Here is a 13,350-nt window from a genome sequence, read left to right as displayed (position 1 = left end):
ATGCCCGGCATACCTCACGTCACACTTGAATACCTCAGGCCAGCGGCTCGGTGGTCAGCGCGCGCGTGAGACCGTGCATCGGACGGCGCATCGCCACGTCGAACGGATTGGTTTGCGGGCCGATCAATTCGGCCTGACGCCGCAGCAACTCCACGACCATCGGCAGACGATCCTGCGACAGGCGCGCAGCCAGCGTGCCCACGCTCAGCGCGGCGACCGCATGACCGGTGCGGTCGAACACCGGCACCGCCACCCCCGCCATGCCGTCGAGCACGCCGCTATTGCTGCCGGCATAGCCCAACTGACGCACGCGTTCGATCTCGGTGCGCAGATAGACCTCGTCGAGTACTCCATAACCGCGCAGTCGCGGCACGTTGAAGCGAATGATCTCTTCGCGCTCGGCTTCCGGCAGGAAAGCGAGAATCGCCAGACTGCCCTGGCCGACCCCCAGCGCTACACGTCCGCCGATGTCGCCGGTAAACGAGCGGATCGGGAAGGGGCCTTCGCACATGTCGAGGCAGACCGCGTCGAAGCTGCTGCGCACCAGCAGAAAAATGGTGTCGCCAAGGCTCGCGCAAAGACGCAGCAACGACGGACGACACAGGGTGCGCATGCCGCTCGGATTGCCTGCCTGCGCGGCCATCGCGAAGAAGTCGATGCTCAGCCGGTAGAGCTTGGACGTCTCGTCCTGCTCCACCACTTGCTCGGCAATGAGCGCATGCAGAATCCGATGCACCGTCGCCTGACTGAGACCAACGGCTTTGGCGATATGGGTAACGCGCTCGCCTTCGGGCTTGGCGTCGCCCAGCGCACGAATGACGGCAAAGGTGCGTTGCAAAATGCCCGCGCCGGCAGGCTCCGTCGTCGACGGTTTCAGCGCGCGGGATGAATCGGAGGTGTTCATTAGTGTCTCAAGTATTCCGTCAAACGAAATACTAGCGTAAGCACGGGACGCTTGGAAACTGGCATGCCTCATCGAAATACGAAAAAAACACCAATATTTGCCGTAAGTTAGGGATTATCCCAAGGTGGTGACGCGAAACGAAACCGCGTGCCCATTCGTTGAATGTTCCGCCAAACGAAATAATCACAAAATTTATCTCATTTCGCGGAATCGTTATCTTGCGACAAGCAATTTGGCTCGCTACTGTTCGATGCAATTGCATTTCTTGCGGCGTGCATGCGCCCGAAGGTAGTGACCATGTCTTTCCTGACTTTGACGGATGTTTCCAAGACGTTTGGCGAGTTGAACGCCGTCTCGAACGTCAATCTCTCGGTGGAAAAGGGCGAGTTCGTCTCGCTGCTCGGCCCTTCGGGCTGCGGCAAGACCACCACGTTGCAGATGATTGCGGGCTTTGTGGAAGCCACGACCGGGCGCATCACGCTCGACGGGCGCGACATTACGCATATGCGCCCGAACAAGCGCGGGCTGGGTATCGTGTTCCAGAGCTACGCGCTCTTCCCTCACATGACCGTGGCGGAAAACGTGGGCTTCGGTCTGGAGATGCGCGGTGTCGACAAGGCGGCGCGTCAGGAACGGATACGCGAGGCGCTGGCGCTCGTGCGTCTGGACGCCCTCGGTCATCGCTATCCACGCGAACTCTCCGGTGGTCAGCGTCAGCGTGTGGCGATCGCGCGTGCGGTCGTGATTGCACCGCCCGTGCTGCTGCTCGACGAACCCATGTCCAACCTCGACGCGAAGCTGCGCGAAGACATGCAGTTCGAGTTGCGCGCGATCCAGCGCAAGATCGGCACCACCACCATTATGGTCACGCACGACCAGTCGGAAGCACTGTCGATCAGCGACCGCGTGGTGGTCATGGAAGCCGGACGCATCACGCAGGTCGATACGCCGTACCGCGCCTACGAGCGACCGGAAACACCGTTCGTCTCGCAGTTCATCGGCAAGGCCAACATGCTGGCCGGGCGCGTAAGCGCGCGTGACGACGAGCACCTGCATATCGAACTGGGTGCACAACTCGTACAGCGCGCCGCGCTGTCGGAACTCTCGCCTCGGGATCGCGGCATGGCCGTGGGCGACGCCATCACGCTGTGCCTGCGTCCCGAGAAGGTGCGTCTGTGCGCGCCGTCGGCGGGCCGTCTGTCGGCCACGGTGACGAGCCGCTTCTTCCTCGGCAGCCAGTGGCTGTACCGTGTCGACAGCCCGTTGGGCGAAGTGCTCGTGTGTTGCCAGAACGAAGGCGGCGAGCCGCTGAACGAAGGTATGCCCGTGGGGCTGGACTGGCAGGCGGAAGCGGTTCGCTTCGTCTCGGCAGGAGTGCGCACGAATGGCTGAGACGCTGCAAGTGGCGCGCACCGGCGCCGCCCCTGTGACGCGTGCTCCCTGGCATGCGTATCTCCCGATGTGGGTCATGAGCGCACCGGCCATGCTGCTGTTCGTGGCGTTGGTGCTCATCCCGTTGCTCATGACGCTGGCGCTCACGTTCTATCAGTTCGATCCGGCGAGCGGCCCGATTGCGGCGTTCCAGTTCGAGAACTACAAAGAGGTGCTGTTCGATTCGTACTTCCACACGATCTTCCTGCGCACGTTCGGCATTTCACTCACCGTTACCGCCGTGTGCGCGGTGGTGGGTACGTTCGAAGCCTATGTACTGTCGCGCATGGGCGACCCGTGGCGCTCGCTTTTTTTGCTGGTGATTCTCTCGCCGCTGCTCGTCTCCATCGTGGTGCGCGCATTCGGCTGGAGCATGCTGCTCAGTTCCGGCGGCCTGATCAATCAGGCGTTCGGTCTGCTCGGCATGGGGCCGTACAAGATGGAGTACACCAACTTCGCGATCATCGTCGCGCTGGTGCACGTGATGCTGCCGTTCATGGTCATTCCGGTGTGGACGTCGCTGCAACGCCTCGATCCGCAGACGGAAAACGCTGCGCTCTCGCTCATGGCCTCGCCGGCGACCACGCTGCGCCGCATTGTGCTGCCCCAACTGGTGCCGGGCATTCTCTCGGGCAGCCTGATGGTGTTCGGTCTGTCGGCCAGCGCGTTTGCGATTCCGAGTCTGCTGGGCGGACGCCGCCTCAAGGTCGCAGCCACTGCCGTGTACGACCAGTTCCTGAGTTCGCTGAACTGGCCGCTGGGCGCCACCATCGCCGTGCTGCTGCTCGCGGCAAATCTGATTGTGATGCTCACGTACTACCGCCTGCTCGAGCGCCGCTATTCGCGCAGCATGGGTTAAGGCCAGGGCACGTCTCCCGCAGAACAGAACCTATCCGCCATCATGCGTAAAAACAGTCCTCTGGCGCTTGCGTTCCATACGCTCGTCATTCTCTTCGTCCTCGCGCCGATGGTCATCGTCGTGCTGGTCGCGTTCACACCGGAACAAACGCTCTCGCTGCCGACACGCGGCGTGTCGCTGCGCTGGTTCCGGGCGATTCTCGACTATCCCGATTTCATCGCGTCGTTCTTCACCAGCCTGAAGCTGGCGTTCCTGTCGGCCACGATCTCGCTCGTGATCGCGTTGCCTGCGGCACTCGCCATCGGCCGCTCGCGCTTTCCGGGGCGTAACTTCCTCAACGGTCTGCTGCTCTCGCCGCTGGTGATTCCGGGCCTGGTGCTCGGCATCGCACTGCTGCGTTTCTTCGCCATGCTCGGTGTGACCGGCTCGTTCGCGGCGCTTACCTTCGCGCACATGATCATCGTGACGCCGTTCATCATGCGTCTCGTGCTGGCGTCGATCAGCGGGCTCGATCGCAGCGTCGAGCATGCGGCGGCGTCGCTGGGCGCTGGCTCTTGGACGACCTTCCGGCGCGTGACCATGCCGATGATCCTGCCGGGCATTACCGGCGGCTGGCTGCTCGCGTTCATCAACAGCTTCGACGAACTGACGATGTCGGTCTTTCTCACGGCGCCGCAGACCGTCACGCTGCCCGTGCGCATGTACATGTACGCGACCGAGTCGATCGATCCGATGATGGCGTCCGTCTCGGCGCTGGTCATTGCGATCACGCTGGGCGCGATGCTGCTGCTCGACCGTGTCTACGGCCTGAACCGCATTCTGATCGGCCAGCACTGAGCGCACGCGCAAAGAAGATTCTCATGTCCCGTTCTTCCCATTCATCGCAAGGCTCGCGCGCGCCGGGTCGCCCGCAACTGACGCGTCTTGCCGAAACGTCGCGCTCGCCGCTCACGTTCTACCTCGACGGCAAGCCGGTGCAGGCGCTGGCGGGCGACACGCTGCTCACGGCGATCCTCACGCATCAGCGTCATGTGCGCATCAGCGAATTCAGCGGCACGCCGCGCGCGGGCTTTTGTCTGATCGGCGCGTGCCAGGATTGTTGGGTGCGCTGCGAATCCACCTCTGCCACAGGGGGCGAGGCGCAGTTGTCGCGCCTGCGCGCGTGCTCGACGCCGGTACAGGAAGGTATGCGCATTCTGACCCGTGCGACCGAAGCCAGTGACGTGCACGGAGGCTCGCATGCCTGAGCGCTCCGAAATCGTCATCGTTGGGGCGGGTCCCGCCGGCATTCGCGCCGCGCAGACGCTCGTGGCGGCCGGTCTGCATCCCATCGTGCTCGATGAGAACCCACGCTGGGGCGGTCAGATCTACCGGCAGCCACCGGCGAGTGCCGGGTTCACGCGAACTAAGCAAACGCTCTACGGCTTCGAAGCCGCCAAGGCCGATGCCATCCACAGCACGATGGCGGCGCTGTTGCCGCAGGTCGACTATCGACCCGAGACGCTGGTGTGGGCTTGCGATCCGCAGCGGCTCCACACGATGCATGGCGGCCGCGAAAAACCGGTGCCGTTCACGCATCTGATCATTGCGAGCGGCGCGACCGATCGTGTGCTGCCGCTGCCGGGCTGGACTTTGCCGGGGGTGTACACGCTGGGCGGTGCACAAGTGGCGCTCAAGGCGCAGGGCTGTGCCATCGGCGAGCGTGTGGTGTTCGCGGGCACCGGGCCGTTGCTCTATCTCGTGGCATATCAATACGCGAAAGCTGGCGCGAACGTAGCGGCGGTGCTCGACACGAATCGGTTCGTCAGTCAGGCCAGGGCAACGCCGCGCTTGCTGAATCAACCGGCTACGCTCGCCAAGGGGCTGTATTACGTGGGATGGCTGCGGGCGCACGGTGTGCGCATCGAGCATGGCGTGAGCCTCGAAGGTATTGACGGCACGGCAGGCGTGCGGGCGATTCGGTGGCAGCGCGACGGCCATGAGCACACGCTCGAATGCAGCGCCGTGGGACTGGGCTTCGGCTTGCGTCCGGAGACGCAACTGGCCGATCTGGCGGGTTGCCGTTTCGTCTTCGACGACCTCAATCGCTGCTGGCTGCCGGAGCGAGACGCTGCGGGCCGCAGCTCGCAGCCCGGCATCTATCTGGCGGGAGACGGCGCGGGCATTGCCGGTGCCGACGCCGCCGAACTCGCGGGCCGCCGCGCTGCATTGGCCCTGCTCGAAGATCTCGAAATCGCAGCGCCAACGATGCCCGGCGTGCCTGACGCCGCCGTCATCGAAGGCAAGCTCGCCAGCATTCGCCGCTTTCGCGAGGGGATCGAGCAGGCATTCGCGTTGCCGAAAGATCCGTCGGCGCATTGGCCCGACGACATGCTGGTGTGCCGTTGCGAAGAAGTCGATGCCCGCACGCTGCGCGATTGTGTGCGCCATGACGGCGTGACCGAAATCAACCGGCTCAAGGCGCTCACCCGCGTGGGCATGGGGCGCTGTCAGGGCCGCATGTGCGGTGAAGCGGCATGCCATCTGTTGGCAGAAGCGAGCGGGCAGACACTCGTCCAAGTGGGGCGTCTGCGCGCACAGGCGCCGATCAAACCGATTCCGATTGCACCGATGCTGTTCGACGAGAACGTTGCGGCCATCCCCGAGGAGGCGCGCGATGAGTGAGACCCTGCATTACGACGTTGTCGTCGCGGGTGGTGGTCTGGTGGGCGCTTCGGCCGCGCGTGCGCTGGCCGGGCGCGGTTTGCGCGTGGTGCTGTTCGAGCGACGCTATTGCGGCGCACAGGCCAGCGGCGTGAATTACGGCGGCGTGCGCTGCCAGGGCCGCCCGGAAGAGCAACTGCCGCTCGCCATGCGTGCGCGCAAGATTTGGGATCGTTTGCCCGAGTTGATCGGCATCGACGGCGAGTTCGTGCGCTCGGGCCATTTGAGACTGGCGCGTCGCGAGAGCGATCTGGCGCCGCTCGACGCGTGGTCGGAGATGGCGAGCCGCTACGGTCTGGCAACCACGGTGCTGCGCGGCGCCGAATTCCGTCGGCGCTTTCCGTGGCTGGGTGAGGGCGCTGTCGGCGGCTCGCTGTGCATGAGCGATGGGCATGCAAATCCGCGATTGGTGTCGCCTGCCTTCGCGCGCGCGGCCCGTGCGCTGGGCGCCGATGTTCGGGAGTGCACCCCCATCACCTCCGTGGTCCACGACGGCGTGCGTTTCCAATTGACGGCGCAACCTGCGCAAGGCGAGGCGCTGCATGTGAGCGCCGACTGGCTGCTCAACACCGCCGGGGCCTGGGCGAATCACATCGCGGGCACGTTTGGCGAGCGGGTGCCGATGCATGCCATCTATCCGAATATGTGGGTTACGGAGCCGCTGCCGAAGTTCATCGGCCACAACCTTGGTGTGTACGGCGGCGGCGTGTATGCGCGTCAGGTCGAGCGCGGCAATTGCGTGATCGGTGGCGGACGCGGTACCGGCAATGGCGAGTATGCCCAGCCGAGCGCCGACACCACGCGCGCCGTAATGCGTGAGGCCTGTGCGCTGTTGCCGGCCCTGCGTAATGCGCTGCTGATTCGGACATGGAGCGGCGTGGAGGGGGAGACCCCCGATAACAATCCGATCATTGGCATGAGCCGCACGACACCGCGTCTCGTGCATGCTTTCGGCTTCTCGGGCGGCGGCTTTTTGCTGGCGCCCGGGGTTGGAGAAGTGCTCGCCGATCTGGTCGCCGATGGCGAGACGGCGACACCGATCGACGCGTTTGCCGTCGACCGCTTCGTGCCCGTTACGGCGCAGGCATGATCGGCAAATGAATCCTGTACGTTCAGCGTCCGTCCCGAAACTACATTCCTTACTCTCTGAAAACGCAAGGAGAACCACGATGAAGCTATCCCGAAAGGTCGTCATGTGCGCTGCGGCGCTGGCATTGGGCGCGAGCAGCGCGGCCTGGTCGCAGTCCAAAACGCTCTACATCGGCATGAACGGCGGCCCGATGGAAAAGGCTTACACGAGCCAGGTTTTCCCGGAGTTCGAGAAGGCCAACAACGTGAAGGTCGTGGTCGTGCCGGGTACGTCGTCCGACGTGCTGGCCAAGCTGCTCGCCAACCGCAACAGCCCGCAGATGCATGTTGTGTTTCTGGACGACGGCGTGATGGCGCGCGCCATTAGCATGGGGGTGTGCCAGAAGCTCGACGATTCGCCCGTGCTCAAAGAACTGATGCCGTCTGCCCGCGTGAAAGACGACATGGGCGCCGGGGTGCAACTGGGCATGACCGGTATCGGCTACAACACCAAGCTGTTCAAGGAGAAGGGCTGGGCCGCACCGACATCGTGGAGCGACTTCGCCGATCCGAAGTACAAGGGCAAGGTGGTGTTCCAGTCGGCGTCGAGCAGCACGTTCGGTCTGCATGGCTTCCTCGCGCTGAATCGCATCTGGGGCGGCAGCGAGACAAACGTCGAGCCGGGCTTCACCAAGTGGGCCACGACCGTGGGGCCGAACGTCGTCGAGTACATCCCGAACTCCGCCAAGCTCTCGGAAATGATCCAGACCGGCGAAGCGGCGATCTTCCCGCTGACCCCGACGGCTGTGAGCGATCTGCAGGACAAGGGCATTCAGGTGGGCTACGTTGCCCCCAAGGAAGGGGCGGTGCAGTTGCTTGTCGATCTGTGCGTGGTGAAGAACAGCCCGGACAATGCCATGGCGCAGAAGCTCGCGCAGTACCTGCTGTCGGCGAAGGGCCAGACGTTGGCTGCTGCTGCCGGCGCTTACATCCCGACCAACACGCAGGCCACCGTGCCGCCTGCCATGCAAAAGCGTCTGGGCAAGATCGACGAACTGGCCAAGAACCTGAAGACTGTGGATTGGGACGCCATCAATCAGCGTCGCGCGCAGTGGGATCAACGCTGGAACCGTCAGATCGAGCAGTGACCTCGAAGCGCTCGCGTCACGCGAGCGCTTGACGTGTGGCGTGAGCGATCGACGCCGGGCCCCTCAGGGTGGCCCGGCGTTGTCGTTTGTGCGGCCTGGTGTTCGGGGGATCGACCTTGCGGCGCGAGGTCACATTGCGTCGGATGTGGCGGCGATCGCCGCGAAAGCGCCCACGAGTTCGGCATGATCGGCGGGGGTGGCGAAGGCGTGAAGCGAGCGGGGCGGCTCGTCGAGCATCAGATAGCCCAGACTCCACGTGGGAAATGCCCCCGGGGTGTCCGGCGCGCCATCGAGCAACACCTGAATACCGGTATGGTTGCGCGATGCCTCGATACGTTGCCGGGCGTCGGCAAGCGCCACACCCGGCCCTTCGATGTACTGATAGAACCTTGCACCATCGAACAGCAGCACGCCGGTGATGTCCTCGGCGGCGTTAAATCCCCGCGAGTTGACGATGATCTTCGAGAGTTCCCGCAGATCGAGATCGCTCACGGCGTGGCTCCGGTAGGCATAGCACTCAATCATCCGTTTCGTCTCCTCATTTTTAGGTCATGTCCGCGGGCACGATATTGGCGGCGATCGCGCGTCAACGCGCATTAGAATACCTCATGTGCGACGTTCATTAGCTCATCAGCCATGCCGATCAACTACCTACGTGGATTCACCCAGCCGGTGCGTACAGACGCGGCGAACCGGCGCCTGGGCTGCTCGCTCGCGTTTGTGGCCGGAGCCGCCAATGCGGGCGGTTTTCTGGCCGTCGGAATGTACACATCGCATATGTCGGGCATCGTCGCGGCGCTCTCCGACAACCTCGCGCTCGGGCAACTCGTGCTCGTGCTTGCCGGCCTGAGCGCTTTGCTGTCTTTTCTGTTGGGGGCAGTGACATCGACCGTGCTGGTTCATTGGGGACGACGCCACCATACGCATAGCGAATACGCCGCACCGCTGATGTTCGAAGCACTGCTGCTACTGACGTTCGGTGCGATGGGCGCCAATCTCGAGCACCAGCGCGTGCTGTATGTACCGGCGACGGTGGGCTTGCTGTGTTATGTCATGGGATTGCAAAATGCCATCATCACCAAGATTTCCCGGGCCGAGATCAGAACGACGCACGTCACGGGGCTGGTGACCGACATCGGCATCGAGTTGGGGAAGCTGGGCTACTGGAACCGGCCCGGCGTGGCGCACGAGTTGCCGCGCGTGATGGGGGACAGGCAGAAGTTGCGATTGCTCTGCGCGTTGCTGGGCATGTTCTTCCTGGGCGGGCTGGCAGGTGCGCTCGGTTTCAAGTATCTGGGTTTCTCGGCGACGATTCCGCTTGCGCTGGTACTCATCATGCTGGCGATTGTGCCGTTGCTCGACGATATCGCACGACATCCTCACTGATCTCAGTGCAGGCATTCCATCGGGCCATCGAATATGACCACACGCACGGGAGTACCGCGTTTTCGAACTTTTCGAACGTGGGCAGGAAACCGGGTACGCGCCTTATTCGACAAGTTCGACGATTATCCGTCGATGGTTGGTATTGTGGGGACGGTCATTGCGCTTGCGATACCGGCCAGTGTCGGCATGTTGCTGCGCGCCGACCGGCAGGCACACTACGACCACGCGCTCGAGCGAGCCGAGAGCGTAGCCTCGGTGGTGGCGGTCAGTCTTGGCAGCAATATCGCGATCTACGATGCGCTGCTCAAGGAGATGGTGCGCGAGGCCGAGAACTCGCAAACACCGCTGTTCCCCGAGCGCGTACGCGACCGGGTGCGCTTTGGGCAAACGCTGAGCAGCGATTTTCTCGACGACGCTTACGTGGTGAACAAGGCGGGGCAAATTGCCGCGCCGCTCGATCCTGCCCATGACACGTTTGTGAATGTGGCAGACCGCGATTATTTCCGCTCTCACGAGGCGAATCCGTCGTTGGGCCTTTATATCTCGCAGCCTTACGCGTCGCGAACGCACGGCGGGATGCTGTCGGTGGCACTTACGCGTCGCATCGCGGCGAACGACCATTCGTTTGCCGGCGTGGCCGTCATCGCGTTGCGCCTCGACGGTTTAGGGGCTCAGGTGAGCGCGGTCGATTCGACCGATCTGAAATCCATCGACGTGGTCGAGGAGAAGGGGACAGTGCTGGCGTGCAGCCCGTGCGCGGGCGCCAGGCCCGGAACGCTGGTCAAGTTGCCGGGGGAAGCGACACGGGACCAGAATCTGACGGCGGCGCTTTCCTTTCCCGAAGCGGCGCGCGCTACGGCGTACCGTTCGGTGCGCGTGCCGGGCGCATCGATGTATGTGGTCGTTACGCCGTCGACACAGGCGCTCATGAGTCATTGGTACCGTCACGCCGTGATGTTCGGCTCGATAGCGGCTGTTTGCGCGGCAACGCTCATTGTCGGCGCCTGGTTGCTGGTGGCGGCGATTCGAATGCGCGCCACCACGGCGGCACGTGTCGCGAGCCTGTCCGTGAGCGACGGCCTGACGGGGTTGAGTAACCGACGCTCCCTCGAGGCGAAACTTGCGAGCGAATGGCGGCGGGCAAAACGCTCGGGGAGTCCGTTCTCGGTGCTGTTCGTTGACATCGATCACTTCAAGCACTTCAACGATAATTGCGGACACTCGATTGGCGACGATGTCTTGCGCGTCGTTGCGAAGAACATCGGGGGTCATATACGGCGTGACGCCGATATGGTCGCGCGATACGGAGGCGAGGAATTCGCGGTAGTCCTGCCCGATACCGACGCGGCGAGCGCGGCCGCGATGGCTGAGCAGATCCGCCGCGACGTCGAGCGTCTGCGTATTGCCCACGCGGGCAGTGCGACTGGACTGGTGACGGTGAGCGTTGGGGCAGCCACAGGGGTTGCGGGCGAATGCGACGGTGCAGAAGCCGTATTGAAGGCGGCCGAGGAGCAGCTTTTCATCGCGAAGCAGGGTGGTCGAAATCGTATCAGCACCGTTGTGCTGAGCAAGCCGAACGCTGCGGATGCCGCGGGCCACGAAGCGGGCCACGAAGCGGGCAACGTTTCGTAAGCGCGCACCCCGAGGCGTGCGCGGCGTCGGGCGGCTAGGGGACGAGCATGGCCGCCAGGCGAAGTAATTCGCCCTGACGATGGCAGCCGGTCTTGCGCAGAATGGCCGATAGCTGGGTGCGCAGTGTGCTGGTGCCAAGGCCCAGCACTTCGCTGCATTCGCCAATGGTCAGTCCGGCAACCAGATGATGGAAGAGGCGGGCTTCGGCCTGCGTCAGCGAAAAGTGCTGGCGCAGGGCGGTTTCGCCAGGGATATTGAAAATGCTGCGCCGCTCGATTCGCACGCCGACTGCCGCGCGCAGCCCGTGATTCATCTGGCTGCCCAGCGCGCGTAACGTCAACCGGTAGGCATGTCCCCACGAATCGGGCAGTACCAGCGACACCGGTTCGCGGCTGACGCCGACCTGCCGGAGCGCATTCGTCAATCGGGTTTGCCATTCAGGCTGGCGGTGCATTATCCGGCGCTGCCTGAGCATGAGCTGGCTGTCGTTACTGCCCAGCAGCACGTCGAGCCCCGGGGCAAACTCCAGCACCCAACCGTCGGGCGATGCGATGAGAAAGCCTTCGCGCGCCGGGTCGAGCATCTGGCTGAGCGCGTTCAGGCTCGCCCGGCTGGCCGCACGGCGGGCTGCGAAGGCGACGGCAAGCTGGCGTTCGTACTTCGCGATGTTGGCCGCATGAGCGAAGGTGGGTTCAACGATATGCATGCGCTGAACGCTCAGGGCGGTGAGGGCGTCGTCGTCGTTGCAGATCACGACACCCACCAACTGCTGAAGTTGGTGCGGCCGCATGAACTCGTTCCAGAACACGCGATCATTTGGCGATTCGTGTTTGAGTGCAACGGACGAGTCGTACCAGGTGCCGGCAGGGGCGTCCCAGAAGCGGCGGGTCGAATCGTCGTACTGGTAGTAGAACCGCGAGTACTCGTCGATCACCCGGCCTTCGTGCCCGGACTGTTCGACGAAGCGAACCGTGTGGCTTTGTTTGTCGTGGCAAAGGAGCGTCGCGGCGTCCGCGCCAAGAAACTCGCGCGCCGTCTGCACCACATCGAGCCAGTCCGCATCTCCGGCACCGACCGCCCGGACCGCTTCCGATGCCCGTCGAAAACTGACGTCGTTCGACATGGAATTCCCCCGGTTTCCCCTACATTTATTCTGCTGAGCCAGAGGCTCGATTTTCGCGCAGTGTAGCAGAACAAACTGTCGGAATTGAGAGGGGCGTCAACTGTGATTTATGCAGGCGACAAGGTGTCGCGGCGCTGCGACAATGCAGCCATGTCGGGAAAGCGTCAAACGATCGATCAGCGTCGACGGACACCTCTCCCAAAGCCGATTCAAAGCATCCAATACGTCGAACGGGGGTCACCATGCGCCATCGCCAATTCATTGCAGCCTGCCTGTGCCTGACGGGGGCGCTGATGTTCGGTCACGCGAACGCACAGTCGTATCTGGGGGCGGGAGATCTCGGCAGTATCCGGCAGTCGAACCAGACACCGGCACTTAGCCGGGCAGAGTCGGCGGTGGCTGGGCGGGCAGACAGCGTGACCGATGCTCAGAGTGCCAGCGCGAGCATCAATCGCACGGCAAGCGAGCGTAACGGCCCGTCCACGGGCCCGAGCCAACAAGAAATGGCGGCAACGACCCGTGCGCTCGATACGCGAGATCTTCAGCACCCGCGTCAGACCCGGTCGTTCGATAGTCTTCCCCGGTTGTCGCGGCCGGAGTAATCCATCGCCCGCGTTGCAGCGAAGGGGGCTTACTCCGCCATGGCGGGAATAGCGCCTTCCTGGAACAGAATGCGCGGCGCATCCATGGTGCCGTCTTCTTCATCGACCAGCACTTCGTAGGCGGCGATACCGGCAAAACCGGACGCCATCGATTGTGCAATGCGCACGGCACCGAACTCGGTGCTTGCCTGACGCAACTCGCCGGGTTGCAATACACCGTCTTTGTTCTTGCGATACGGCACGACGATGAACTTGGTGGATTTGGCGTCGCTCATGGTGTCACTCACGGTGAAGTTGAGATGATCGGGAATGTAGCATGGGTACTGTATAAAAATACAGGTATTTTTGTGGCGGCCGGCATGTCGCAAGATCGCGTCGATACACGGTTGGCGTGAGGCGGACGTGTAAGCCGGTATTGTCACGTTGGGGGGGGGGCTGCGTATGAGCCGGCCTGCGATTCCGGTGAGTTGTCGTCTCCCGGTTGTCGTCTCCCT

Annotated in this window: 13 protein-coding genes and 2 pseudogenes; 11 read left to right on the top strand and 4 right to left on the bottom strand. The window is 63.3% G+C overall.

Annotated elements, in window-relative coordinates; translation table 11 throughout:
• Positions 1–34 precede the first annotated feature (34 nt).
• Positions 35–904, bottom strand: coding sequence for an IclR family transcriptional regulator (locus AT395_RS15375; protein WP_048629699.1), 870 nt, complete (start codon positions 902–904; stop codon positions 35–37).
• A 297-nt stretch (positions 905–1,201) separates the two neighbouring features.
• On the opposite strand from AT395_RS15375, the pseudogene AT395_RS15370 reads away from it, so the two are divergent.
• The 8 genes and pseudogenes from AT395_RS15370 to AT395_RS15340 all read left to right on the top strand — a co-directional run.
• A pseudogene (locus tag AT395_RS15370) lies at positions 1,202–1,928 on the top strand (ABC transporter ATP-binding protein); the annotation flags it as partial.
• A 92-nt stretch (positions 1,929–2,020) separates the two neighbouring features.
• A pseudogene (locus AT395_RS26385) lies at positions 2,021–2,296 on the top strand (TOBE domain-containing protein); the annotation flags it as partial.
• On the top strand, positions 2,289–3,194 hold the full coding sequence (locus AT395_RS15365; protein ID WP_042116450.1) for an ABC transporter permease: 906 nt from the start codon (positions 2,289–2,291) through the stop codon (positions 3,192–3,194). The pseudogene AT395_RS26385 and the gene AT395_RS15365, both read left to right, overlap by 8 nt.
• 42 nt (positions 3,195–3,236) lie before the next feature.
• Complete coding sequence (locus tag AT395_RS15360) at positions 3,237–4,031, top strand: ABC transporter permease (RefSeq protein ID WP_042116449.1); 795 nt, start codon at positions 3,237–3,239, stop codon at positions 4,029–4,031.
• Positions 4,032–4,054: 23 nt separating this feature from the next.
• The gene (locus AT395_RS15355; protein ID WP_048629697.1) at positions 4,055–4,441 is read left to right on the top strand and encodes a (2Fe-2S)-binding protein; all 387 of its coding nucleotides are present in this window, start codon (positions 4,055–4,057) and stop codon (positions 4,439–4,441) included.
• Positions 4,434–5,858, top strand: a complete 1,425-nt coding sequence (locus AT395_RS15350; RefSeq protein WP_048629696.1) for an FAD/NAD(P)-dependent oxidoreductase — start codon at positions 4,434–4,436, stop codon at positions 5,856–5,858. Before AT395_RS15355 ends, AT395_RS15350 begins: the two co-directional genes overlap by 8 nt.
• Positions 5,851–6,987, top strand: coding sequence for an NAD(P)/FAD-dependent oxidoreductase (locus tag AT395_RS15345; protein WP_048629695.1), 1,137 nt, complete (start codon positions 5,851–5,853; stop codon positions 6,985–6,987). Before AT395_RS15350 ends, AT395_RS15345 begins: the two co-directional genes overlap by 8 nt.
• Positions 6,988–7,066: 79 nt before the next feature.
• A complete protein-coding gene (locus AT395_RS15340) occupies positions 7,067–8,113 on the top strand; it encodes an ABC transporter substrate-binding protein (protein ID WP_048629694.1) in 1,047 nt (348 codons plus the stop codon).
• A 129-nt stretch (positions 8,114–8,242) separates the two neighbouring features.
• On the opposite strand, the gene AT395_RS15335 is transcribed toward AT395_RS15340, so the two are convergent.
• Positions 8,243–8,638 carry a BLUF domain-containing protein gene (locus AT395_RS15335; RefSeq protein WP_048629693.1) on the bottom strand — a complete coding sequence of 132 codons (396 nt, stop codon included), beginning with the start codon at positions 8,636–8,638 and terminating at the stop codon, positions 8,243–8,245.
• A gap of 111 nt (positions 8,639–8,749) precedes the next feature.
• Between AT395_RS15335 and AT395_RS15330 the strand changes: the two genes are divergently transcribed.
• Together AT395_RS15330 and AT395_RS15325 are read left to right on the top strand one after the other, a co-directional pair.
• Complete coding sequence (locus AT395_RS15330; RefSeq protein ID WP_042116438.1) at positions 8,750–9,499, top strand: YoaK family protein; 750 nt, start codon at positions 8,750–8,752, stop codon at positions 9,497–9,499.
• A 132-nt stretch (positions 9,500–9,631) separates the two neighbouring features.
• Positions 9,632–11,131: a GGDEF domain-containing protein gene (locus tag AT395_RS15325; protein WP_048629692.1), complete on the top strand. Its 1,500-nt coding sequence runs from the start codon at positions 9,632–9,634 to the stop codon at positions 11,129–11,131.
• A gap of 34 nt (positions 11,132–11,165) precedes the next feature.
• Here AT395_RS15325 and AT395_RS15320 read toward each other — a convergent pair whose 3' ends face one another.
• Entirely contained in the window at positions 11,166–12,254 is a 1,089-nt protein-coding gene (locus AT395_RS15320; RefSeq protein WP_048629691.1) for a helix-turn-helix transcriptional regulator, read from the bottom strand.
• Positions 12,255–12,496: 242 nt separating this feature from the next.
• Here AT395_RS15320 and AT395_RS15315 point away from each other — a divergent pair, with 242 nt between their 5' ends.
• Entirely contained in the window at positions 12,497–12,856 is a 360-nt protein-coding gene (locus tag AT395_RS15315; protein WP_042116435.1) for a hypothetical protein, read from the top strand.
• 29 nt (positions 12,857–12,885) lie between these two features.
• On the opposite strand, the gene AT395_RS15310 is transcribed toward AT395_RS15315, so the two are convergent.
• On the bottom strand, positions 12,886–13,131 hold the full coding sequence (locus AT395_RS15310) for a hypothetical protein (protein WP_042116434.1): 246 nt from the start codon (positions 13,129–13,131) through the stop codon (positions 12,886–12,888).
• Between the last annotated feature and the right edge of the window lie 219 nt (positions 13,132–13,350).

The sequence above is a fragment of the Pandoraea apista genome (assembly GCF_001465595.2).
GTDB classification, from domain to species: domain Bacteria; phylum Pseudomonadota; class Gammaproteobacteria; order Burkholderiales; family Burkholderiaceae; genus Pandoraea; species Pandoraea apista.
Note: the sequence above shows the minus strand (reverse complement) of the source record. Positions and strands in the feature narration are given on the sequence as shown.

Bases quoted from the DNA above. Each gene is read 5' to 3' on its own strand.
- AT395_RS15335 (WP_048629693.1), bottom strand. From the start codon at position 8,638: ATGATTGAGTGCTATGCCTACCGGAGCCACGCCGTGAGCGATCTCGAT.
- AT395_RS15360 (WP_042116449.1), top strand. From the start codon at position 3,237: ATGCGTAAAAACAGTCCTCTGGCGCTTGCGTTCCATACGCTCGTCATT.
- AT395_RS15355 (WP_048629697.1), top strand. From the start codon at position 4,055: ATGTCCCGTTCTTCCCATTCATCGCAAGGCTCGCGCGCGCCGGGTCGC.
- AT395_RS15375 (WP_048629699.1), bottom strand. From the start codon at position 904: ATGAACACCTCCGATTCATCCCGCGCGCTGAAACCGTCGACGACGGAG.
- AT395_RS15330 (WP_042116438.1), top strand. From the start codon at position 8,750: ATGCCGATCAACTACCTACGTGGATTCACCCAGCCGGTGCGTACAGAC.
- AT395_RS15325 (WP_048629692.1), top strand. From the start codon at position 9,632: ATGGTTGGTATTGTGGGGACGGTCATTGCGCTTGCGATACCGGCCAGT.
- AT395_RS15365 (WP_042116450.1), top strand. From the start codon at position 2,289: ATGGCTGAGACGCTGCAAGTGGCGCGCACCGGCGCCGCCCCTGTGACG.
- AT395_RS15350 (WP_048629696.1), top strand. From the start codon at position 4,434: ATGCCTGAGCGCTCCGAAATCGTCATCGTTGGGGCGGGTCCCGCCGGC.
- AT395_RS15320 (WP_048629691.1), bottom strand. From the start codon at position 12,254: ATGTCGAACGACGTCAGTTTTCGACGGGCATCGGAAGCGGTCCGGGCG.
- AT395_RS15340 (WP_048629694.1), top strand. From the start codon at position 7,067: ATGAAGCTATCCCGAAAGGTCGTCATGTGCGCTGCGGCGCTGGCATTG.
- AT395_RS15310 (WP_042116434.1), bottom strand. From the start codon at position 13,131: ATGAGCGACGCCAAATCCACCAAGTTCATCGTCGTGCCGTATCGCAAG.
- AT395_RS15315 (WP_042116435.1), top strand. From the start codon at position 12,497: ATGCGCCATCGCCAATTCATTGCAGCCTGCCTGTGCCTGACGGGGGCG.
- AT395_RS15345 (WP_048629695.1), top strand. From the start codon at position 5,851: ATGAGTGAGACCCTGCATTACGACGTTGTCGTCGCGGGTGGTGGTCTG.